The 21,064-nt window shown below is 53.1% G+C and carries 15 protein-coding genes and 7 tRNA genes; 16 read left to right on the forward strand and 6 right to left on the reverse strand.

The genetic code is table 11. The features are described 5' to 3' along the window. Positions 1-65: 65 nt before the first annotated feature. Genes tcuA through tcuC form a run of 3 tightly spaced genes read left to right on the forward strand, consistent with a single transcriptional unit; the run spans position 66 to position 3,950 of the window. Positions 66-1,469, forward strand: a complete 1,404-nt coding sequence (tcuA, locus tag OLG56_RS15195; RefSeq protein ID WP_000228705.1) for an FAD-dependent tricarballylate dehydrogenase TcuA — start codon at positions 66-68, stop codon at positions 1,467-1,469. Continuing rightward, entirely contained in the window at positions 1,456-2,595 is a 1,140-nt protein-coding gene (gene tcuB, locus OLG56_RS15200) for a tricarballylate utilization protein TcuB (RefSeq protein WP_061377194.1), read from the forward strand. Before tcuA ends, tcuB begins: the two co-directional genes overlap by 14 nt. Positions 2,596-2,645: 50 nt before the next feature. After that, positions 2,646-3,950 (forward strand): tricarballylate/proton symporter TcuC, encoded by a 1,305-nt coding sequence (tcuC, locus tag OLG56_RS15205; RefSeq protein ID WP_000057014.1) that lies wholly within the window; start codon positions 2,646-2,648, stop codon positions 3,948-3,950. Positions 3,951-4,058: 108 nt separating this feature from the next. Here the strand turns inward: tcuC and tnpA are convergent, their stop codons facing one another. The 5 genes from tnpA to nagE form a co-directional block, all read right to left on the reverse strand. Further along, entirely contained in the window at positions 4,059-4,517 is a 459-nt protein-coding gene (gene tnpA, locus OLG56_RS15210) for an IS200/IS605-like element IS200F family transposase (protein WP_000502119.1), read from the reverse strand. Positions 4,518-4,709: 192 nt separating this feature from the next. Then, positions 4,710-5,042, reverse strand: coding sequence for a ChiQ/YbfN family lipoprotein (locus OLG56_RS15215; protein ID WP_061377195.1), 333 nt, complete (start codon positions 5,040-5,042; stop codon positions 4,710-4,712). Between the two features lie 49 nt (positions 5,043-5,091). After that, positions 5,092-6,498: a chitoporin ChiP gene (gene chiP, locus OLG56_RS15220; protein WP_001258803.1), complete on the reverse strand. Its 1,407-nt coding sequence runs from the start codon at positions 6,496-6,498 to the stop codon at positions 5,092-5,094. Positions 6,499-7,097: 599 nt separating this feature from the next. Beyond that, positions 7,098-8,765, reverse strand: a complete 1,668-nt coding sequence (glnS, locus tag OLG56_RS15225) for a glutamine--tRNA ligase (protein ID WP_001287181.1) — start codon at positions 8,763-8,765, stop codon at positions 7,098-7,100. 210 nt (positions 8,766-8,975) lie between these two features. Beyond that, on the reverse strand, positions 8,976-10,928 hold the full coding sequence (gene nagE, locus OLG56_RS15230) for a PTS N-acetyl glucosamine transporter subunit IIABC (RefSeq protein ID WP_023229672.1): 1,953 nt from the start codon (positions 10,926-10,928) through the stop codon (positions 8,976-8,978). A gap of 326 nt (positions 10,929-11,254) precedes the next feature. On the opposite strand from nagE, the gene nagB reads away from it, so the two are divergent. From nagB to OLG56_RS15290, 12 genes are all read left to right on the forward strand, one after another. After that, on the forward strand, positions 11,255-12,055 hold the full coding sequence (gene nagB / locus OLG56_RS15235) for a glucosamine-6-phosphate deaminase (protein WP_001237059.1): 801 nt from the start codon (positions 11,255-11,257) through the stop codon (positions 12,053-12,055). Between the two features lie 59 nt (positions 12,056-12,114). After that, positions 12,115-13,269, forward strand: coding sequence for an N-acetylglucosamine-6-phosphate deacetylase (gene nagA / locus OLG56_RS15240; RefSeq protein WP_061377196.1), 1,155 nt, complete (start codon positions 12,115-12,117; stop codon positions 13,267-13,269). Positions 13,270-13,273: 4 nt separating this feature from the next. Further along, positions 13,274-14,494, forward strand: coding sequence for a DNA-binding transcriptional regulator NagC (gene nagC / locus OLG56_RS15245; RefSeq protein ID WP_000187579.1), 1,221 nt, complete (start codon positions 13,274-13,276; stop codon positions 14,492-14,494). A 46-nt stretch (positions 14,495-14,540) separates the two neighbouring features. Then, positions 14,541-15,293, forward strand: coding sequence for a ribonucleotide monophosphatase NagD (gene nagD / locus OLG56_RS15250; RefSeq protein ID WP_000153143.1), 753 nt, complete (start codon positions 14,541-14,543; stop codon positions 15,291-15,293). 289 nt (positions 15,294-15,582) lie between these two features. Next, on the forward strand, positions 15,583-17,247 hold the full coding sequence (asnB, locus tag OLG56_RS15255; protein WP_000337032.1) for an asparagine synthase B: 1,665 nt from the start codon (positions 15,583-15,585) through the stop codon (positions 17,245-17,247). Positions 17,248-17,468: 221 nt separating this feature from the next. After that, a tRNA-Met gene (locus tag OLG56_RS15260) sits at positions 17,469-17,545 on the forward strand. Between the two features lie 8 nt (positions 17,546-17,553). Next, positions 17,554-17,638: transfer RNA gene (locus OLG56_RS15265), tRNA-Leu, on the forward strand. A 23-nt stretch (positions 17,639-17,661) separates the two neighbouring features. After that, a tRNA-Gln gene (locus OLG56_RS15270) sits at positions 17,662-17,736 on the forward strand. 35 nt (positions 17,737-17,771) lie between these two features. After that, a tRNA-Gln gene (locus OLG56_RS15275) sits at positions 17,772-17,846 on the forward strand. A 15-nt stretch (positions 17,847-17,861) separates the two neighbouring features. After that, positions 17,862-17,938, forward strand: a tRNA-Met gene (locus tag OLG56_RS15280). Positions 17,939-17,984: 46 nt separating this feature from the next. Next, positions 17,985-18,059, forward strand: a tRNA-Gln gene (locus OLG56_RS15285). A gap of 43 nt (positions 18,060-18,102) precedes the next feature. Beyond that, positions 18,103-18,177, forward strand: a tRNA-Gln gene (locus OLG56_RS15290). Positions 18,178-18,309: 132 nt separating this feature from the next. Here OLG56_RS15290 and ubiF read toward each other — a convergent pair. Then, a complete protein-coding gene (gene ubiF, locus OLG56_RS15295) occupies positions 18,310-19,485 on the reverse strand; it encodes a 3-demethoxyubiquinol 3-hydroxylase (protein ID WP_000184636.1) in 1,176 nt (391 codons plus the stop codon). Positions 19,486-19,628: 143 nt separating this feature from the next. On the opposite strand from ubiF, the gene miaB reads away from it, so the two are divergent. Then, positions 19,629-21,053 (forward strand): tRNA (N6-isopentenyl adenosine(37)-C2)-methylthiotransferase MiaB, encoded by a 1,425-nt coding sequence (gene miaB, locus OLG56_RS15300; protein ID WP_001519200.1) that lies wholly within the window; start codon positions 19,629-19,631, stop codon positions 21,051-21,053. Positions 21,054-21,064: the final 11 nt, after the last annotated feature.

The raw sequence follows: 21,064 nt of genomic DNA on the forward strand, positions 1-21,064 counted from the left end.
CTTATTTATCCGTATACATTTCAATTACAAATTTAACAAATAGTTAAATGGTACGGGAGTATAAGATGGTTGATGTACTGGTGATAGGCGGAGGCAATGCCGCATTATGCGCCGCCCTGACCGCACGGGAAGCGGGCGCATCGGTTCTGCTGCTGGAGGCTGCCCCGCGGGAATGGCGCGGCGGAAATTCTCAGCACACACGAAACCTGCGCTGTATGCATGATGCGCCGCAGGATGTGCTGGTAGAAAGCTATCCTGAAGAGGAATTCTGGCAGGATCTGTGGCGAGTCACCGACGGCAACACCAACGAGGCGCTGGCGCGGCTGGTCATTCGCACCTCTTCGCAATGCCGCGACTGGATGCGCAAACATGGCGTTAACTTTCAACCGCCGCTATCTGGGGCGCTCCACGTTGCGCGCACCAATGCGTTTTTTATGGGCGGCGGGAAAGCGCTCGTCAATGCCTATTACCGTAGCGCCGAACGGCTGGGCGTACAGATTCGCTATAACACGCCGGTTCACGCGCTTGAACTTCATGACGGCGAATTCGTGGCAGCGCTGGCGGGTAGCGAACGTATTACCGCCAAAGCCTGCGTATTAGCGGCTGGCGGTTTCGAATCAAACCGTGAATGGCTGCGGGAAGCCTGGGGAGAAAACGCCCGCGGCGAATGGCCCGCAGATAATTTCCTGATTCGCGGCACGCGTTTTAACCAGGGCGTATTACTCAAATTTATGATGGATGCCGGCGCGGATATCATTGGCGATCCGTCCCAGTCGCACTGCGTAGCGATTGATGCCAGGGCGCCGCTGTACGACGGCGGTATTTGTACTCGCGTGGATTGCGTATCGCTGGGTATTGTCGTGAATCGCGACGCCGAACGTTTTTATGATGAAGGCGAAGATTTCTGGCCGAAGCGTTACGCCATTTGGGGGCGGCTGGTGGCTCAACAGCCAGGACAAATTGGCTATTCGATTATTGACAGCAAAGCCATCGGCCACTTTATGCCGCCGGTTTTTCCTGGCGCGCAGGCCAATACGCTGGCAGAACTGGCCTGCCAGTTGGGGCTGGACGCGGAAAAATTTACCCATACCGTCACGCAGTATAACCAGGCCTGCCAACCCGGTCATTTTGATCATACCTTGCTTGATGACTGCGCCACCAAAAACCTGACGCCGGCGAAAACCCACTGGGCGCGCCCGCTTGATGCGCCGCCCTACTACGGTTATGCGCTGCGACCCGGCATCACGTTTACCTACCTGGGCCTGAAAGTTAACGAACGTGCCGCGGTGCATTTTGCCGGTCATCCAAGCCGCAACCTGTTTGTTGCCGGCGAGATGATGGCAGGAAATGTTCTGGGCAAGGGGTATACCGCAGGCGTAGGCATGTCTATCGGCACAACCTTTGGCCGCATTGCGGGAATAGAAGCCGCCCGCGCGGCGCACAAGGAGGCGCAGCATGAAACAGCTTGAAAAATTAATCATTGAGGCCACCGTGCTTACCGAACCGGAAGCCGAGGTCGAACGCGTCATGCAAGTGTGTAACGCGTGTCGCTACTGCGAAGGTTTTTGCGCGGTATTTCCGGCGATGACCCAGCGGCTCGAATTCGGTAAAGCCGATATTCATTATCTGGCGAATTTATGTCATAACTGCGGCGCCTGCCTGCACGCGTGCCAGTATGCGCCGCCCCATGAATTTGCCATTAACGTGCCGAAAGCGATGGCGCAAGCCCGCCTGGAGACGTATCAACAGTATGCCCAGCCCGCCGCTTTTGGCGCGTTATACCGCCGGGCGGGGATCACCGTCGCGCTGGCGCTGATAGTCGGTCTGACGCTCTTTTTATTACTGGCGATGGCGCTGAAAGGGTCGCTGATTCATCCACCGCTGGCCGGTGACTTCTATCAAATTTTTCCGCATAGCCTGCTGGCATGGATGTTTGGCTCAGTTTTTGTGCTGGCAATCGGTTTGCTTATGGCGGGCGTAATTCGCTTCTGGCGTGAGATCTCGCCGGGCGTACCGCGTTCGGCGGAGATTGCGGAAGCGTCGCACAATGCGTTAACGCTGAAATATCTCGACGGCGGTCACGGCAAAGGTTGTAACGAAGTGGACGATGCGTTCACGCTGCTGCGCCGTCGCTTTCATCACTTTACCTTCTACGGTTTTATGCTCTGTTTTGCCGCCACGGTCGTGGCGACGGGCTATCACTATGTCGCCGGTTGGGAAGCGCCCTACCCGTTTTTTAGCCTGCCGGTCATGCTCGGCACGCTGGGCGGTATCGGTCTGCTTATCGGCCCGGCCGGGCTACTGTGGCTCAATCTGCGGCGGTCGCCGTTACATGGCGATGCGCGCCAGAAACCCATGGATCGCAGCTTTATTCTGCTGCTGTTCTTAACCAGTCTTACCGGGCTGGCGCTGCTGGCAGGCAGAGACACCAGCGGAATGGGCATACTGCTGGCGCTCCATTTAGGCGTGGTGATGGCGCTCTTTCTCACCCTTCCCTACGGAAAATTCGCCCACGGATTTTTCCGCTGCGCGGCCTTACTCAAATGGGCAATTGAGAAGCGACGCGGAAAACATGCGGGGGATACAGGCAACTGACCCGCAACATCTTACCCATAAAACAATAAAGACAGTGGAGAGCAAACCCTATGGCACAACACACACCTGCAACATCGCGCGCCGGCACGTTCGGCGCAATACTGCGCGTGACAAGCGGCAATTTTCTTGAACAGTTTGATTTTTTCTTGTTCGGATTTTACGCCACCTATATCGCCAGAACGTTTTTTCCGGCGGAAAGCGAATTTGCCTCATTAATGTTGACCTTTGCCGTCTTTGGCTCCGGTTTTTTAATGCGCCCCGTCGGCGCGATTGTGCTTGGCGCCTATATTGACAGAATCGGACGTCGTAAAGGGCTGATGGTGACGCTGGCGATTATGGGCTGCGGTACGTTGCTCATCGCCCTCGTCCCCGGCTACCAGACGATCGGCCTGGCAGCGCCTGCGTTGGTGCTGTTGGGCCGGTTATTACAAGGATTTTCTGCGGGCGTTGAGTTAGGCGGCGTCTCGGTCTATCTGTCCGAAATCGCAACGCCAGGCAATAAAGGGTTTTATACCAGTTGGCAATCCGCCAGTCAGCAGGTTGCGATTGTTGTCGCCGCGTTGATTGGTTATAGCCTGAATATCACGCTGGGACACGACGCGATATCGGAGTGGGGCTGGCGAATTCCGTTCTTTATCGGCTGTATGATCATTCCGCTGATATTTGTTTTACGTCGTTCATTACAAGAAACAGAAGCGTTTTTACAACGCAAGCATCGCCCCGACACCAGGGAAATTTTTGCAACTATCGCCAAAAACTGGCGCATTATTACGGCCGGAACGCTGCTGGTGGCGATGACCACCACAACGTTTTATTTTATCACCGTTTATACGCCGACCTATGGCAGAACCGTGCTTAATCTCAGCGCGCGGGACAGTTTGATCGTCACCATGTTAGTGGGGGTGTCCAATTTTATCTGGTTACCCATTGGCGGCGCGATTTCCGACCGGATTGGCCGTCGCGCCGTGTTAATGGGCATTACGTTGCTGGCGCTGATCACCACCTGGCCCGTCATGCAGTGGCTGACCGCCGCGCCCGACTTTACCCGCATGACGCTGGTACTGCTGTGGTTCTCTTTCTTTTTTGGCATGTATAACGGCGCAATGGTCGCGGCGTTAACCGAAGTGATGCCAGTCTATGTGCGTACCGTTGGTTTCTCGCTGGCCTTTAGCCTGGCGACGGCGATTTTTGGCGGCCTGACGCCGGCCATCTCTACCGCGCTGGTAAAGTTAACCGGCGATAAAAGCTCGCCCGGCTGGTGGCTGATGTGCGCGGCGTTATGTGGACTTGCCGCGACGGCGATGCTGTTTGTACGTCTGAGTCGCGGCTATATCGCGGCAGAAAATAAAGCCTGAATAAATATCCTCCGGCATAGCCGGAGGTTTTTCAGATGCGCCTGTAAGGCTCTCTTACCAGCCGCGCCCTAACAGGCGCATACGATCTGACATTTGCATCAAACTTCGTTACTTACGGCCCGTAAACGGGCTGCCCGGATAAGGGATCGATAATTGCTCACCCATTTTATCCTCTTCAAGCTGGTGCTTTATGTAGTCCTGTATCTTCGCCGTGTTCTTACCCACCGTATCGACATAGTACCCTCTGCACCAGAACTCCCTGTTCCTGTATTTGAATTTTAGATCCCCAAACTGCTCGTAAAGCATCAGACTACTTTTACCCTTCAGATATCCCATGAAGCTCGACACACTCATCTTCGGCGGGATCTCCAGAAGCATGTGAATATGATCTGCACAACATTCCGCTTCCAGAATTCGTACGTTTTTCCATTCACACAATTTTCTTAATATGCTGCCTACTGCCCTACGCTTCTCTCCATAGAACGCTTGTCTTCGGTATTTGGGCGCGAAAACTATGTGATATTTACAGTTCCATCGGGTGTGCGCTAAGCTCTTTTCGTCCCCCATTGGGACCCCCTTTTGATTTCTTGTTGAACTTTTGCAGTTGCCAGACCGCAAGATGTTTTAACAAATCAAAAGGGGTTTTAATAACTGGCTTAAAGCTGAAAGCTTTCCGGAACCCCCAGCCTAGCTGGGGGTTTTCCATAGACAAAAAACCACGGGCGGAAAACATTCGCCCGTGGGTGGCAAGGCAGGGTTTTATTGCACGTTATTATGACTGCGAATTTCCTGCCAGACTTTATCGCAGTCAGCCTTGACCGCCTGATCGTTACCCGTGCGCGTTGCCTGAATGCACTGCTGATAGTCCAGTACCCGCACGCTTTCTTCGTTAGCAAATTGCTGATGTTTGCGCTCTTTTTTAAGGACATTCAGTACGCTTTGGCAGGCCTCTATCTTCTCAGGCGAGCCCTGTGCGGTATTGATACAGGCGCTGTACGCCTCTTTCAGCCGACCATCTTCTTCCGGCGCGGGTGATGACGCACAGGCCGTCAAACCGGCGGTCATGCTGGCGATGAGTAAAATTTTTTTCATAGGTCGTTCCTCAACAGCGCGGCAGACCGGCAGCCTGCCGCATCTGACATCAGAAAATAGTGAATGGCGCAATAACGATAAATTTCACGTCACGTTCATCCTGGAAGATGTTGCCGTAACCACCGCCCCAGCTTGGAATATTGGAGTGGTTGTCATATTCGGTGAAGTGCAGTTTGAACATGGTGCCTTTGGCACGCCCCTCCTGCAGGGTATAGACCGCATCCAGACTATATGAGGACTCTTCGATAGTGCGGTTTTTGTCGTAGTAAGCATCCGGGTTACTTTGCCAGGTTGCCGGTTTAGCATCCCAGGCGTAAACATAAGACGCGCCCACAGCCCAGCCCGGCAGATTCCAGTTTTTCAGGTCATACATCGCGCCGAAGAAAACCGCCTTTTCACCGTTAGCGTTAAAGTCGGAGCGGTTATCCCACCAGATATCCAGACGACCGTTTGAAGAGGCGTAGGTTGGCGTCATACGTTGCAGAAAATAGCCCTGCTGACCGTCCGCTTTCACCCAGGTGCCTTCCAGACGCAGGTCAACCACTTCCGCGACTTTGTAGCCGAAGGTCAACGCCTGCAGCCAGGCCGTACCGTCGTAAATATCATTCACGCTGCGATCGTCTACTTTGTCGCGCGCGCCGTAGAACTGGTAACTGGTGGTGAACGGATTGCCGCCTAAATCAAATTTATAGCTGGCCTTCGCGAAATATTGATCGACATAGCCTTCGGACTGACCAAACGCCGCTTCCAGCACCAGATCATTTTTGAAGTCGTACTTCGCGCCGATGGAGTGGAGATAATCCACATTGGTTTTTTTATCCGCCTGATAAAACTTATCCATTTCGGTATGCCACGGCGCTTTATATTCGTTAGTCCACATGTAGGAAAAACTTAACGCGCCCGCATCGCCATAGTCAAAACTGGCGCCGGCTTCCGCCCCCTGATAAGTACCCGGCATAAAACTCCAGTGCGGCGCTAACAGCGTCTGACCGGTAGGCTGAATATAACCAGCGCGCGCCCAGACCGGGCCATATTTAAATTTCGCGGCGGCTTTATAAAGACTGATACCGCTCTTATCGCCGGAATAGTCTTCGTCGTAGCCTTTATTCTTTTTCGAGAAGGCAATTTCGTTTGGATGACCGCTGTCGCCGTTTTCTGCCATTTCAATCGCGGTAAACGCTGCGATATCCAGACCGAACATATCCGCAGCGTAACCAGACTGAAAATCCAGGTTAGCGTTCCAGGTCGCATGAGAAAGGTTAGTTTTATATTTGTCGCCGTCGGTCACATCTTTGCGATCGCGTTCACGCTGCCAATAATAGATGCCGCCCGTTAACGTGGAGTCGTCGAAAAAGCCGGAGGCTTGCGCCTGCGGAACAACGATCCACCCCGACATTGCTGTGATACCGGCGATAGCCAGAGCCAGCGTACTACGTTTGCCACTAAACGTACGCATAAGTTAATCCTCTTTGACGTATAAATTGCTGCCGACAAAAGCGAACAGCGAAAAAATAAAAATAAAAAGTAGCGCTGAGAAACCTCATTTACTACGTTAAATAGACTATTTTTCGCGATGCGAATTATCAATCTCTTTCTGTAACCAGTATGTAATAATATGAGCAACCGCACATATTTAATTGCTTTCTGTTACATTCAACTGCTGGTGGGGGAAGCAGACCGCCAGAAAGAAAATTGACTTGTTTTCCATAGGCATGAAAATAATTGTCTCCTGTTGACCTGACGCTTATAACATTTAGATTAATAATCATTTATCAGATCAATAATTTTCAGAGAATAATTAATTCGCCTCGCAAAAAAGAGAATCGACTTAGAGCCTATCCCACCAGGCGTTATTGGCGCAGCCAGTTTGGACACGGACAGCGCGCAAAAACCGGAGCGTACACGTAGTACGTGAGGATTTTGAGCACTGCCCAAGTCCAAAATGGCAAGTAAAATAGCCCTAATGGGATAGGCTCTTGGAAATGCAGAGAAAAAACGCCGCAAAACGCGGCGTTGACAAGGTATTTTTACAGCATTCGCCTGTTGGCGCAGTGCTTATTCGCCCGCTTTCGCCCAGGTATCACGCAGGCCCACAGTGCGGTTAAAGACCAGCTTATCGGCCGTTGCATAGCGGCTGTCGAGGCAGAAGTAGCCTTCACGTTCAAACTGGAAAGCTTTCCCTGCTACCGCCGCTTTCAGTGACGGCTCGCCATAACCCTGCTTAATCACTAATGATTCGGGGTTGATAACGGACAGGAAGTCCTCCGCGGCGCCTGGATTCGGCACGCTGAACAGACGGTCGTAGAGACGAATTTCAATCGGCAACGCATGTGCTGCGCTAACCCAGTGGATTACGCCTTTCACTTTACGCCCGTCAGCCGGATCTTTACTCAGCGTATCGGCATCATAGGTACAGAAGATGGTGGTGATATTCCCTTCGGCATCCTTCTCTACGCGCTCCGCTTTAATGACGTAGGCATTACGCAGACGCACTTCTTTGCCCATCACCAGACGCTTGTACTGCTTGTTCGCTTCTTCGCGGAAATCCGCGCGATCGATCCAGATCTCACCGCTAAACGGCACTTCACGGCTGCCCATCTCCGGTTTATTCGGATGGTTAGGCATGGTAACCATTTCGCTCTCACCCTGCGGGTAGTTTTCGATAACCAGTTTTACCGGATCGATTACCGCCATCGCGCGCGGCGCGTTTTCGTTCAGATCTTCGCGAATGCAGGATTCCAGCGACGCCATCTCAATGGTGTTGTCCTGCTTGGTGACGCCGATGCGTTTGCAGAACTCCCGAATAGAAGCCGCGGTATAGCCGCGACGGCGCAGACCGGAAATAGTCGGCATACGCGGATCGTCCCAACCTTCAACGTGTTTGTCGGTCACCAGCAGGTTCAGCTTACGCTTGGACATCACGGTGTATTCCAGATTCAGGCGCGAGAATTCGTACTGGCGCGGGTGAACCGGAATAGTGATGTTGTCCAGTACCCAGTCGTACAGACGACGGTTGTCCTGGAACTCCAGCGTACACAGAGAATGAGTAATACCTTCCAGCGCATCGCTGATGCAGTGAGTAAAGTCGTACATCGGGTAGATGCACCACTTGTTGCCGGTCTGATGATGCTCGGCGAATTTAATGCGATACAGCACCGGATCACGCATCACGATAAACGGCGACGCCATGTCGATTTTAGCGCGCAGACAGGCTTTACCCTCTTCAAAACCGCCGGTACGCATTTTTTCAAATAGCGCGAGGTTCTCTTCGACGCTGCGATCGCGGAACGGGCTGTTTTTACCCGGCGCGGTCAGCGTACCGCGGTATTCGCGGATCTGCTCCGGCGTCAGCTCATCAACGTAGGCCAAGCCTTTATTGATTAGCTCGACCGCATAGGCGTGCAGTTGGTCAAAGTAATCGGAGGAGTAGCGAATATCGCCAGACCAGTGAAAGCCTAACCACTCGACGTCGTTTTTGATCGAATCAACGTACTCGATATCTTCTTTTACCGGGTTGGTGTCATCGAAACGCAGGTTGCACTGGCCCTGATAATCTTGCGCGATGCCAAAGTTCAGGCAGATAGATTTCGCGTGGCCGATGTGCAGATAGCCATTCGGCTCCGGCGGAAAACGGGTATGGACAGTGGTATGTTTACCACTCGCCAGATCTTCATCAATAATCTGACGAATAAAGTTAGTCGGGCGGGCTTCAGCCTCACTCATCGTGGATTCCTCAAAGCGTAAACAACGTATAACGGCATATGATCTTATAAGCCGGACAGACTGACAACCTTTAGTTACTTAAAAAGTGGCTTTGCAGAAAATATTGGGGCTAATTGCGGTAAAAAAAAGCGGCGAAGGTTTCCCTCTGCCGCTTATGTTTTCTGTGATATCGCCGGATGACGTCTTACGCCTTATCCGGCCAGGAAGCGATTATTTGCTCTTGATCTCGTACAGTGGCGTTTGACCCGCTACCACGTGACCATCCGCTTTGATGACCAGAGCGCTGAAGTCATCGCTGTTGCTACAAACAACCGGGCTTATCATGGAACGCGCATTGGCATTCAGGAAGTCCAGATCCAGTTCCAGAACCGGCTGACCCGCCGTGACTTCCGCCCCCTCTTCTACCAGACGCTTGAAGCCCTGACCGTTCAGCGCGACGGTATCGATACCCATATGGACAACGATCTCCGCGCCTTTTTCGGTTTCCAGACAGAACGCGTGGTTAGTGTTGAAGATTTTCACAATAGTACCCGCCGCCGGAGAAACCACGGTTTTATCGGTGGGTTTCACCGCTACGCCGTCGCCGACCGCTTTGCTGGCGAAAGCTTCATCCGGTACCTGATCCAGCGCCACTACCTCACCGGTAATCGGAGAGACCAGTTCAGCGATAGTCACCGCATTCGGCACCGCCTGGGGTTTGGCCGCCGGAGCAGGTGTTGCAACGTGAGCCGCATCAGCAGACGCTGCCGCGACCGGTCCCCGCGCCACCACTTTCTTCATTTCATCGCCAATCGATTCCGCTTTCGCGCCGACAATAACCTGAATGGTCTGTTTGTTCAGTTTCACCACGCCGGAAGCGCCGAGGCGTTTGCAGGCCGCATCGTTGACACGAGCAGAGTCATTCACGGTCAGGCGCAGACGGGTAATACACGCATCGATCGCTTTCAGGTTGTCCGTACCGCCAACCGCAGCAATATAGCTGGTCGCCAGTTGCGTTAACCCTTCTTCGGTGTTGCTGTTGGCTTCTTCCGTTACCATCTCATCAACTTTATCTTCGCGGCCCGGCGTTTTCAGGTTAAACATACGAATAACCACGCTGAACAGCAGGAAGTAGATGATAAAGAATACAACGCCCATCACCAGCAACATCCAGACGTTATTGCTGGCCGCTGGCAGGTTATACATCAGAACATAGTCGATCGCGCCTGCCGAGAAAGAGAAGCCCGCATGGATACCCAGCAACGTCGCGACGAACAGGCTGATACCGGTCAAAATGGCGTGCAGGAGGTACAGCAGCGGCGCCAGGAACATAAACAGGAATTCCAGCGGCTCGGTTACGCCGGTCAGAAACGCGGTGATCGCGACAGACAGCAGCATACCGCCCACCATCGGACGACGTTCTTTCGGCGCGGCGAAATACATCGCCAGAGCGGCGCCCGGCAGACCAAACATCATGATCGGGAAGAAGCCGGACATAAACATCCCCGCCGTGCCGTCGCCAGCATAGAAGCGGTTGATGTCGCCGTGGAATACAGTGCCTGCGGCATTGGTGAATTCGCCAATCTGGAACCAGGCGATGGTGTTCAGTACCTGATGCAGACCGGTTGGGATCAGCAGACGGTTGATGAAGCCAAAGATACCGGAACCCAGCGCGCCTGCGGAAACGATCCATTCACCGCCCGCATGGATGCCATGCTGTACCGGCGGCCAGACGTAACCGAAAATAGCGGCCAGCACCAGACAGAAAAAGCCCGTTGCGATCGGTACAAAACGTTTTCCACCGAAGAAACTGAGAAAATCAGGCAGTTTGATACCAGACCAGCGATTATAAACCGCGCCGCCGACCAGACCGGTAATAATCCCCGCCAGCACGCCCATGTTGATTTCCGGGTTAATCGTCACCATCGCTTTGGTCATGACGAAGTAACCCACGGCTCCCGCCAGCGCTGCCGCGCCTGCGCTATCTTTAGACCAACTGGAGGCCACGCCGATAGCGAAAACCAGCGCCAGGTTATCGAAAATAGACCCGCCCGCTTGCGCGATAAACGGCATATTCAGCAAATCTGGTTGGCCGAATCGCAGCAACAACGCTGCCACCGGCAACACGGCGATAGGGAGCTGCAACGCCCTACCCAGCCGCTGGAAAAAACCTAAAATATTCATCTTATTCCCCCTACGAGACGCCGATATGGCTTCTTTGAAGCCGTTTTTTATTGTGCTGCAAACGTTAAAAACGTGATGTTCTGTAATCGAACGGTGAGATCATCTTCTGCAGAGTGTGTGAAAAATTAATTCGCCTCGCAAATTAAACGGGTGTTTTTTGTGATTATAATCACTAAATATCGTAATTACCCCCACCATCCACTGGCTAACACGGAAAACTTATTTTATGATTCAAAAAATCAGGACGGATTGAACACGAACCCTGGATATCCAGGTTACGCTTAATACGATCCGCCAAATTTTGACATTGATTATTGAGGTGAAGAATGAGACTGATCCCCCTGAGTACCGCAGAACAGGTTGGCAAATGGGCCGCTCGCCATATCGTTAACCGTATTAATGCGTTCAAACCGACCGCCGATCGTCCGTTTGTCCTTGGACTGCCTACCGGCGGCACGCCGCTAACGGCGTACAAAGCGCTGGTTGAGATGCACAAAGCGGGCGAGGTCAGCTTTAAGCATGTGGTCACCTTTAATATGGACGAATATGTTGGCCTGCCGAAAGAGCACCCGGAAAGCTACCACAGCTTTATGCATCGTAACTTTTTCGATCACGTTGATATTCCAGCAGAAAACATCAATCTTCTCAACGGTAACGCACCAGATATCGATGCAGAATGCCGTCAATATGAAGAAAAAATTCGTTCTTACGGTAAAATCCATCTGTTTATGGGCGGCGTCGGCAACGACGGTCACATCGCCTTTAACGAACCGGCGTCTTCCCTGGCTTCCCGTACCCGTATCAAAACGTTAACCCATGATACTCGCGTAGCGAACTCCCGCTTCTTTGACGGCGACGTAAACCAGGTGCCGAAATACGCGCTGACGGTAGGCGTGGGCACGCTGCTGGATGCGGAAGAAGTGATGATTCTGGTGCTGGGCCATCAGAAAGCCCAGGCGCTGCAGGCGGCGGTTGAAGGCAACGTCAACCACATGTGGACTATTAGCTGCCTGCAACTCCATCCGAAAGCGGTTGTGGTATGCGATGAGCCGTCCACAATGGAACTTAAAGTTAAAACATTGAAATATTTCAATGAATTAGAAGCAGAAAATATTAAAGGTCTGTAATGTTGTCTCCGCCCCGCCAGTCAATGCGGGGCGGTAAATTTTTGATATCGGGGGTCGGAATGTATGCTTTAACCCAGGGCCGGATCTTTACCGGTCACGAAATTCTTGATGACCATGCGCTTGTTGTCGCTAATGGCCTGATTGACCGCGTTTGTCCGATGGCCGAACTGCCGCCGGGAATAGAACAACGCTCATTGAATGGGGCCATTCTCTCCCCCGGTTTTATTGATGTGCAGTTAAACGGCTGCGGCGGCGTGCAGTTTAACGATACCGCAGAAGCCGTCAGCGTTGAAACGCTGGAAATTATGCAGAAAGCCAATGAAAAATCGGGCTGTACTAACTTTCTGCCAACGCTTATCACTACCAGCGACGAATTGATGAAACAGGGCATTCGCGTCATGCGCGAATACCTGGAAAAACATCCACACCAGGCGCTGGGTCTCCACCTGGAAGGCCCCTGGCTTAATCTGGTAAAAAAAGGCACCCATAATCCTGATTTCGTGCGTAAACCAGACGCTGCGCTGGTCGATTTCTTGTGCGATAATGCCGACGTCATCACCAAAGTTACACTCGCGCCGGAAATGGTGCCTGCCGACGTAATCGCTAAACTGGCGAATGCGGGCATTGTGGTTTCCGCAGGCCACTCCAACGCGACGTTAAAAGAGGCAAAAGCGGGCTTCCGCGCCGGGATTACCTTTGCGACTCACCTGTTTAATGCGATGCCGTACATTACAGGGCGTGAGCCGGGCCTTGCTGGCGCTGTTCTGGACGAAGCGGATATTTATTGCGGCGCTATCGCCGATGGTCTGCATGTCGACTACGCCAACATTCGCAATGCCAAACGCCTTAAAGGCGACAAACTTTGTCTGGTGACAGACGCCACCGCACCGGCGGGGGCCAATATTGAGCAGTTCATTTTCGCAGGTAAAACAATATACTACCGCAATGGACTGTGTGTGGATGAAAACGGTACGTTGAGCGGTTCGTCCTTAACCATGATTGAAGGCGTACGTAACCTGGTCGCGCATTGCGGCATCGCGCTGGATGAAGTGCTGCGCATGGCAACGCTCTATCCGGCACGCGCTATCGGCGTTGATAAACATCTCGGTAGCATTGCGCCGGGTAAAGTCGCCAACCTGACCGCGTTCACCCACGATTTTAAAATTATCAAGACCATCGTTAATGGTGACGAGGTCGTTGACTTGAGTAAGTGAGAATATGACACCAGGCGGACAAGCTCAGATAGGTAACGTTGATCTCGTAAAACAGCTTAACAGCGCGGCCGTTTACCGCCTGATTGACCAGCATGGTCCTATCTCGCGCATACAAATTGCCGAGCAAAGCCAGCTTGCTCCCGCCAGCGTAACGAAAATTACGCGTCAACTCATTGAACGCGGGCTGATCAAAGAAGTCGATCAGCAGGCCTCTACCGGAGGCCGCCGCGCTATCTCTATCGTCACGGAAACCCGTAACTTCCATGCCATTGGCGTTCGCCTGGGGCGTCATGACACCACTTTAACGCTCTACGATCTGAGCAGTAAAGTGGTCGCTGAGGAGCATTATCCGCTACCGGAGCGCACTCAGGAGACGCTGGAACATGCGCTGCTCAACACCATCGCCGTCTTTATTGATAGCTGTCAGCGTAAAATTCGTGAATTGATCGCTATCTCGGTGATCCTGCCAGGGCTTGTCGATCCGGAAAGCGGCGTGATTCGTTACATGCCGCACATTCAGGTTGAAAACTGGGGACTGGTCGAAGCGCTGGAAAAACGGTTTCACGTTACCTGTTTCGTGGGACACGATATTCGTAGCCTGGCGCTGGCGGAACACTACTTCGGCGCCAGTCAGGATTGCGAGGACTCGATTCTGGTGCGCGTCCATCGTGGTACAGGCGCCGGGATTATCTCCAACGGGCGCATCTTCATTGGCCGTAACGGCAACGTCGGCGAAATTGGGCACATTCAGGTGGAGCCGTTGGGCGAGCGCTGCCACTGCGGTAATTTCGGCTGTCTGGAAACCATTGCCGCCAATGTGGCGATTGAACAACGGGTGCTGAATTTGCTTAAACAAGGGTATCAAAGCCGTGTTCCGCTTGACGACTGCACGATTAAAACCATTTGTAAGGCGGCAAACCGGGGCGACAGTCTGGCCTCGGAAGTCATTGAGCATGTTGGTCGCCATTTGGGCAAAACGATCGCCATTGCTATCAACCTGTTTAATCCGCAAAAAATCGTCATTGCCGGCGAGATCATTGAAGCCGATAAAGTCCTGTTGCCCGCTATCGAAAGCTGTATCAATACGCAGGCGTTAAAGGCATTTCGCAAAAATTTGCCGGTGGTACGCTCCACGCTGGATCACCGTTCTGCTATCGGCGCATTTGCCTTAGTTAAACGCGCCATGCTCAACGGAACATTGCTGCAACGTTTGCTGGAAAGTTGATGCGCTCTTATAGTATCGGATTATTCACAAATTCCCTGGGTAGTTCATGACCATCAAGAATGTAATCTGCGATATCGACGGCGTGCTGATGCACGACAACGTAGCCGTACCCGGTGCGGCGGAATTTCTGACGGGGATTCTGGAAAAAGGTCTGCCGCTGGTGCTGCTGACCAATTACCCGTCGCAAACCGGCCAGGATCTGGCGAACCGTTTTGCTACCGCTGGCGTTAACGTGCCGGACAGCGTGTTTTATACTTCAGCAATGGCGACAGCCGATTTTCTGCGCCGTCAGGAAGGTAAGAAAGCGTATGTCGTGGGCGAAGGCGCGCTTATTCACGAGCTCTATAAAGCGGGTTTTACCATTACCGATGTGAACCCTGATTTTGTCATCGTTGGAGAAACCCGCTCCTACAACTGGGACATGATGCATAAAGCGGCATTTTTCGTCGCCAATGGCGCGCGCTTTATCGCCACCAATCCGGATACCCACGGTCGCGGCTTTTATCCGGCCTGCGGCGCGCTGTGCGCAGGCATTGAAAAAATTTCCGGCCGGAAGCCGTTTTATGTCGGCAAACCCAGCCCGTGGATCATCCGCGCGGCGTTAAACAAAATGCAGGCGCACTCGGAAGAGACCGTTATTGTCGGCGATAACCTGCGCACCGACATTCTGGCGGGGTTCCAGGCCGGTCTGGAGACCATTCTGGTGCTTTCAGGCGTATCAACGATCAATGATATTGACAGTATGCCGTTCCGCCCGAGCTGGATTTACCCTTCCGTCGCCGAGATCGACGTTATCTAAACCTGTCCCCTGCCTGATGACGCATAGCTTTCAGGCCTACGGTTCGAACAACATTGTAGGTCTGATAAGCGAAACGCCATCAGGAAAAACATAATTCAATTAAACCACGATAAAACTGAAGATCCATCAATAAATCCACGCAATACGTAATCATTTTTCACTAATCAACAATGACGATTGCATTTTTCATTTTTCAGACCGTAATCCCCTTGCGCCTTCCACGCCTTTGCGGCATTTTTTAGTCAAGCAAACACAAAAAGTACGACGCAACAGATTAACGGAGAAGGCTATGTGTTCTATTTTCGGCGTATTCGATATCAAAACAGATGCAGCGGAACTGCGTAAAAAAGCCCTTGAACTGTCACGCCTGATGCGCCATCGCGGCCCGGACTGGTCCGGCATCTACGCTTGCGATAACGCGATTCTCGCACATGAACGCTTGTCGATTGTTGATGTTAACGCCGGCGCCCAGCCCCTGTATAACGCCAGAAAAACCCACGTACTGGCGGTGAACGGTGAAATTTATAACCATCAGACGTTACGCGCGGAGTATGGCGATCGTTACGCGTTCCAGACAGGCTCCGACTGCGAAGTTATTCTCGCGCTATATCAGGAAAAAGGGCCGGATTTCCTTGACGATTTACAGGGGATGTTCGCCTTCGCCCTGTATGACAGCGAAAAAGACGCTTATCTGATTGGTCGTGACCATATCGGTATTATTCCGCTCTACATGGGCTATGACGAATTCGGCAACTTCTACGTAGCGTCAGAAATGAAAGCACTGACCCCGGTCTGCCGCACCATTAAAGAGTTCCCGGCGGGCAGCTACCTGTGGAGCAAAGACGGCGAAATTCGTCAGTACTATCAGCGCGACTGGTTCGATTACGATGCGGTAAAAGACAACGTTACCGACAAAAACGCGCTGCGCCAGGCGCTGGAAGAATCCGTGAAAAGCCACCTGATGTCCGACGTCCCTTACGGCGTGCTGCTCTCCGGCGGTCTGGACTCGTCGATTATCTCGGCTATCACCAAAAAATTCGCCGCCCGTCGCGTCGAAGATCAGGAGCGCTCCGAAGCCTGGTGGCCACAGTTGCACTCTTTTGCGGTCGGTCTGGAAGGTTCGCCTGACCTGAAGGCGGCCCAGGAAGTGGCTAACCACCTCGGCACCGTGCATCATGAAATTCACTTCACCGTGCAGGAAGGCCTTGATGCCATTCGTGATGTTATCTACCACATCGAAACCTATGACGTGACCACTATCCGCGCCTCAACGCCGATGTATCTGATGTCGCGTAAGATCAAAGCGATGGGCATCAAAATGGTGCTCTCCGGCGAAGGCTCCGATGAGGTGTTTGGCGGCTACCTGTACTTCCATAAAGCGCCGAACGCCAAAGAGTTACATGAAGAGACGGTCCGTAAGCTACAGGCGCTGCATATGTATGACTGCGCCCGCGCCAACAAAGCGATGTCCGCCTGGGGCGTGGAAGCGCGCGTACCGTTCCTGGATAAAAAATTCCTCGACGTGGCGATGCGTATCAACCCACAGGATAAAATGTGCGGCAACGGCAAGATGGAAAAACACGTGCTGCGCGAGTGCTTCGAGTCTTATCTGCCAGCAAGCGTCGCGTGGCGTCAGAAAGAGCAGTTCTCTGACGGAGTAGGCTACAGCTGGATCGATACGCTAAAAGAGGTGGCGGCGAAACAGATTTCCGATCAACAACTGGAAACCGCCCGCTTCCGCTTTCCATACAACACGCCGTCGTCTAAAGAAGCGTACTTGTACCGGGAAATTTTTGAAGAGCTGTTCCCGGTGCCAAGCGCGGCGGAATGCGTACCCGGCGGCCCGTCCGTCGCCTGTTCTTCCGCCAAAGCCATTGAGTGGGATGAAGCATTCAAAACGATGGATGACCCGTCAGGCCGCGCGGTCGGCGTGCATCAGTCGGCGTACCAGTAAATTAACGATGACGAAAGAGCCCTTAGGGGCTCTTTTTTATAGCAAACCACTTTCGGAAAAACGATTAATAACCAATAATTGCCGAATATTGCGCCACGCTGTTCGCAACCTAACCAAACAGACACTTTCCATCGTTTTTCGATGAAAAAGAGGTTGACGCTTCAAGGCTCAATACGCATAATGCGCCCCGCAACGCCGATAAGGTAACGCGAAAAAAAGATGGCTACGTAGCTCAGTTGGTTAGAGCACATCACTCATAATGATGGGGTCACAGGTTCGAATCCCGTCGTAGCCACCATCTTTTTTGCGGGAGTGGCGAAATTGGTAGACGCACCAGATTTAGGTTCTGGCGCCGCAAGGTGTGCGAGTTCAAGTCTCGCCTCCCGCACCATTCACCGATAAGCGTTGTACGGATGGGGTATCGCCAAGCGGTAAGGCACCGGTTTTTGATACCGGCATTCCCTGGTTCGAATCCAGGTACCCCAGCCATATTTCTTCGAGTTTGCGGTTCACCGCGACGGTATTGGGGTATCGCCAAGCGGTAAGGCACCGGTTTTTGATACCGGCATTCCCTGGTTCGAATCCAGGTACCCCAGCCATCGAAGAAATCATCTGGCTACGTAGCTCAGTTGGTTAGAGCACATCACTCATAATGATGGGGTCACAGGTTCGAATCCCGTCGTAGCCACCATATTCAGAACGCGTCGAGGTATTCGACCGGTTCGAAAATAATTTGTTGGGGTATCGCCAAGCGGTAAGGCACCGGATTCTGATTCCGGCATTCCGAGGTTCGAATCCTCGTACCCCAGCCAGTTTTAAAGACGCTCTGCTAATGAGCGCAAGAAGTACGACAATTGGGGTATCGCCAAGCGGTAAGGCACCGGATTCTGATTCCGGCATTCCGAGGTTCGAATCCTCGTACCCCAGCCACCTTTAAAAAGCTCGCTTCGGCGAGCTTTTTGCTTTTCTGGCAATTCGGACTGCCTGATGGCGCTACGCTTATCAGGCCTACGGGCGAATACAGACCGGGTAAGGTATTACCGCCACCCGGCATAACACAAACTACAACCCCAACGCATACTTCAGCGCCTGACGTTTTAGTACGCCTGCGCGCTGCGCCGCCATCAGCCCCATATTGCGTAAAATACGCAGCGGCGGCAATTCATTGCTGAACCCGGCATAAAACAGATCCATTCCACTTTGCATCATAAAATTATCTGCCATGCGCCGCGTCTGATAGCGTTTCAACACCGAATGGCTGGCCCAGGACTCGCCATAGCTACGGGCACTCGCCAGCACATCAATCAACGCATCAACATCCCGATACCCCAGGTTGACGCCCTGCCCGGCCAGCGGATGAATGGTATGCGCCGCGTCGCCTACCAGGGCCAGCCCCGGTTGTACATACTGCAACGCGTGACGACGGGTTAGCGGAAACGCGCCCGCCGCGACCGGCATCACCGCCCCCAGACGCGCCGGAAAATGCTGGTTAATTTCCACCTGCAATTGCGTCATCGATAAACTCTGTAGCTGGCGAATACGTGCCGGAGCGTCATACCACACCAGCGACGCCCAATCGTCGAACAGCGGCAAAAAGGCGCGCGGCCCCGTCGGCGTAAACTGCTGCCAGGTGCTGTCGCCTGGCGCATTTTCACACTTGACGGTGATAAGCATACACGACTGCGCATATTGCCAGGCATGAATGCCAATTCCCGCCATTTGCCGAACCTGCGAATTCGCGCCGTCGGCGCCAATCACTAACTTCGGCGTTACCCATTCGCCGTCGGCCAGTTCCAGCGCATAACCATCGTGGCGGCGGTGCAATGCCGACAGTGAAGCCGGAACGCGCAGCGTCACGCCGGGGTGCGCTTCCAGCGCCTGCCATAGCGCCTGTTGCAGGACATTGTTCTCCACCATATAGCCTAACAGCGGCAGCTTGAGTTCAGCGGCGTCGAACACCACATGGGCGTTTTCCCACTCCCAGGTCTCCAGTCGCCGATAAGGATGGCTACGCATCCCCTGCACCGCCTCCCAAACGCCCAGTCCCTTAAGCAGCGCCACGGATGCCGCGCTAATGGCCGAAATCCGCACGTCAGGCTGGCTGTCAGCCACAAACGGCGCAGGCGCGGCATGTTCTATTACCATCACCGTAAATCCTTGCTGCGCCAGACCCAGCGCCAGCGCGCCGCCGACCATTCCCCCGCCGACAATGGCAATTTCCGTTGGTTGATTTGTCATGGTCATTCATCCTGTTACGTTTTAGACAAGTTTACAGGATTTTTTACCCATTAGGGCTGACGTCAGTCATACTGGTCACAACCGCGCCAAAGCATTACACTATGCGCCCTGCTTTTCAGCCACTATTTCGCAAGAGCAAGTCGATGACTAAAAAACTCCATATTAAAACCTGGGGCTGTCAGATGAACGAGTACGATTCATCGAAGATGGCCGATCTGCTGGACGCCACCCACGGCTATCAACTGACCGACGTGGCGGAAGAGGCGGATGTGCTGCTGTTGAATACCTGCTCAATCCGCGAGAAGGCTCAGGAAAAAGTCTTCCATCAATTAGGTCGCTGGAGACTGTTAAAAGAGAAAAATCCCGATCTGATTATCGGCGTCGGCGGCTGCGTGGCTTCCCAGGAAGGCGAGCACATTCGTCAACGCGCCCATTACGTCGACATTATTTTTGGCCCGCAAACCTTACACCGCCTGCCGGAGATGATTAACTCCGTGCGTGGCGACCGCAGCCCGGTGGTCGATATCAGCTTCCCGGAAATCGAGAAGTTCGATCGTTTGCCGGAGCCGCGCGCAGAAGGCCCGACCGCTTTCGTTTCTATCATGGAAGGCTGCAATAAATATTGTACTTACTGCGTGGTACCGTATACCCGCGGTGAAGAAGTCAGCCGTCCCTCAGACGATATCCTGTTCGAAATCGCCCAGTTAGCGGCGCAGGGCGTGCGTGAGGTCAACCTGCTGGGCCAGAACGTTAACGCCTGGCGCGGAGAAAACTACGACGGCACTACCGGCACCTTTGCCGATCTGCTGCGTCTGGTCGCCGCCATCGACGGCATTGACCGTATTCGCTTTACCACCAGCCATCCGATTGAGTTCACCGACGATATTATCGAGGTGTACCGCGATACGCCGGAACTGGTCAGTTTCCTGCATCTGCCGGTACAGAGCGGGTCCGATCGCGTGTTGAATCTGATGGGGCGCACCCACACTGCGCTGGAATATAAAGCAATCATCCGTAAACTGCGCGCGGCGCGGCCGGACATTCAGATAAGCTCTGACTTTATCGTCGGTTTCCCTGGCGAAACTACCGATGATTTCGAAAAAACCATGAAGCTTATCGCTGACGTCAACTTTGATATGAGCTATAGCTTTATCTTCTCTGCGCGTCCGGGAACGCCGGCTGCCGATATGGTTGATGACGTACCGGAAGAAGAGAAAAAGCAGCGTCTGTATATTCTGCAAGAGCGTATCAATCAGCAGGCGATGGCATGGAGCCGCCGTATGCTCGGCACGACACAGCGCATTCTGGTGGAAGGCACGTCACGTAAAAACATTATGGAACTGTCTGGCCGTACCGAAAACAATCGGGTGGTGAACTTTGAAGGCACGCCGGAGATGATTGGTAAGTTTGTCGATGTGGAAATTACTGACGTCTATCCGAACTCCCTGCGCGGAAAAGTGGTGCGTACCGAAGATGAAATGGGTCTGCGCGTCGCCGAAACGCCGGAGTCCGTCATTGCCCGTACCCGTAAAGAAAATGAGCTGGGCGTAGGATTCTACCAGCCTTAATCCTGCTGGAA

Origin of the sequence: Salmonella sp. 2018103, from assembly GCF_026247685.1 — a bacterium.
GTDB classification, from domain to species: domain Bacteria; phylum Pseudomonadota; class Gammaproteobacteria; order Enterobacterales; family Enterobacteriaceae; genus Salmonella; species Salmonella enterica.

Bases quoted from the DNA above. Each gene is read 5' to 3' on its own strand.
- ubiF (WP_000184636.1), bottom strand. From the start codon at position 19,485: ATGACAAATCAACCAACGGAAATTGCCATTGTCGGCGGGGGAATGGTC.
- miaB (WP_001519200.1), top strand. From the start codon at position 19,629: ATGACTAAAAAACTCCATATTAAAACCTGGGGCTGTCAGATGAACGAG.
- chiP (WP_001258803.1), bottom strand. From the start codon at position 6,498: ATGCGTACGTTTAGTGGCAAACGTAGTACGCTGGCTCTGGCTATCGCC.
- glnS (WP_001287181.1), bottom strand. From the start codon at position 8,765: ATGAGTGAGGCTGAAGCCCGCCCGACTAACTTTATTCGTCAGATTATT.
- tcuB (WP_061377194.1), top strand. From the start codon at position 1,456: ATGAAACAGCTTGAAAAATTAATCATTGAGGCCACCGTGCTTACCGAA.
- tnpA (WP_000502119.1), bottom strand. From the start codon at position 4,517: ATGGGGGACGAAAAGAGCTTAGCGCACACCCGATGGAACTGTAAATAT.
- nagC (WP_000187579.1), top strand. From the start codon at position 13,274: ATGACACCAGGCGGACAAGCTCAGATAGGTAACGTTGATCTCGTAAAA.
- nagA (WP_061377196.1), top strand. From the start codon at position 12,115: ATGTATGCTTTAACCCAGGGCCGGATCTTTACCGGTCACGAAATTCTT.
- OLG56_RS15215 (WP_061377195.1), bottom strand. From the start codon at position 5,042: ATGAAAAAAATTTTACTCATCGCCAGCATGACCGCCGGTTTGACGGCC.
- nagE (WP_023229672.1), bottom strand. From the start codon at position 10,928: ATGAATATTTTAGGTTTTTTCCAGCGGCTGGGTAGGGCGTTGCAGCTC.
- asnB (WP_000337032.1), top strand. From the start codon at position 15,583: ATGTGTTCTATTTTCGGCGTATTCGATATCAAAACAGATGCAGCGGAA.
- tcuC (WP_000057014.1), top strand. From the start codon at position 2,646: ATGGCACAACACACACCTGCAACATCGCGCGCCGGCACGTTCGGCGCA.
- tcuA (WP_000228705.1), top strand. From the start codon at position 66: ATGGTTGATGTACTGGTGATAGGCGGAGGCAATGCCGCATTATGCGCC.
- nagD (WP_000153143.1), top strand. From the start codon at position 14,541: ATGACCATCAAGAATGTAATCTGCGATATCGACGGCGTGCTGATGCAC.
- nagB (WP_001237059.1), top strand. From the start codon at position 11,255: ATGAGACTGATCCCCCTGAGTACCGCAGAACAGGTTGGCAAATGGGCC.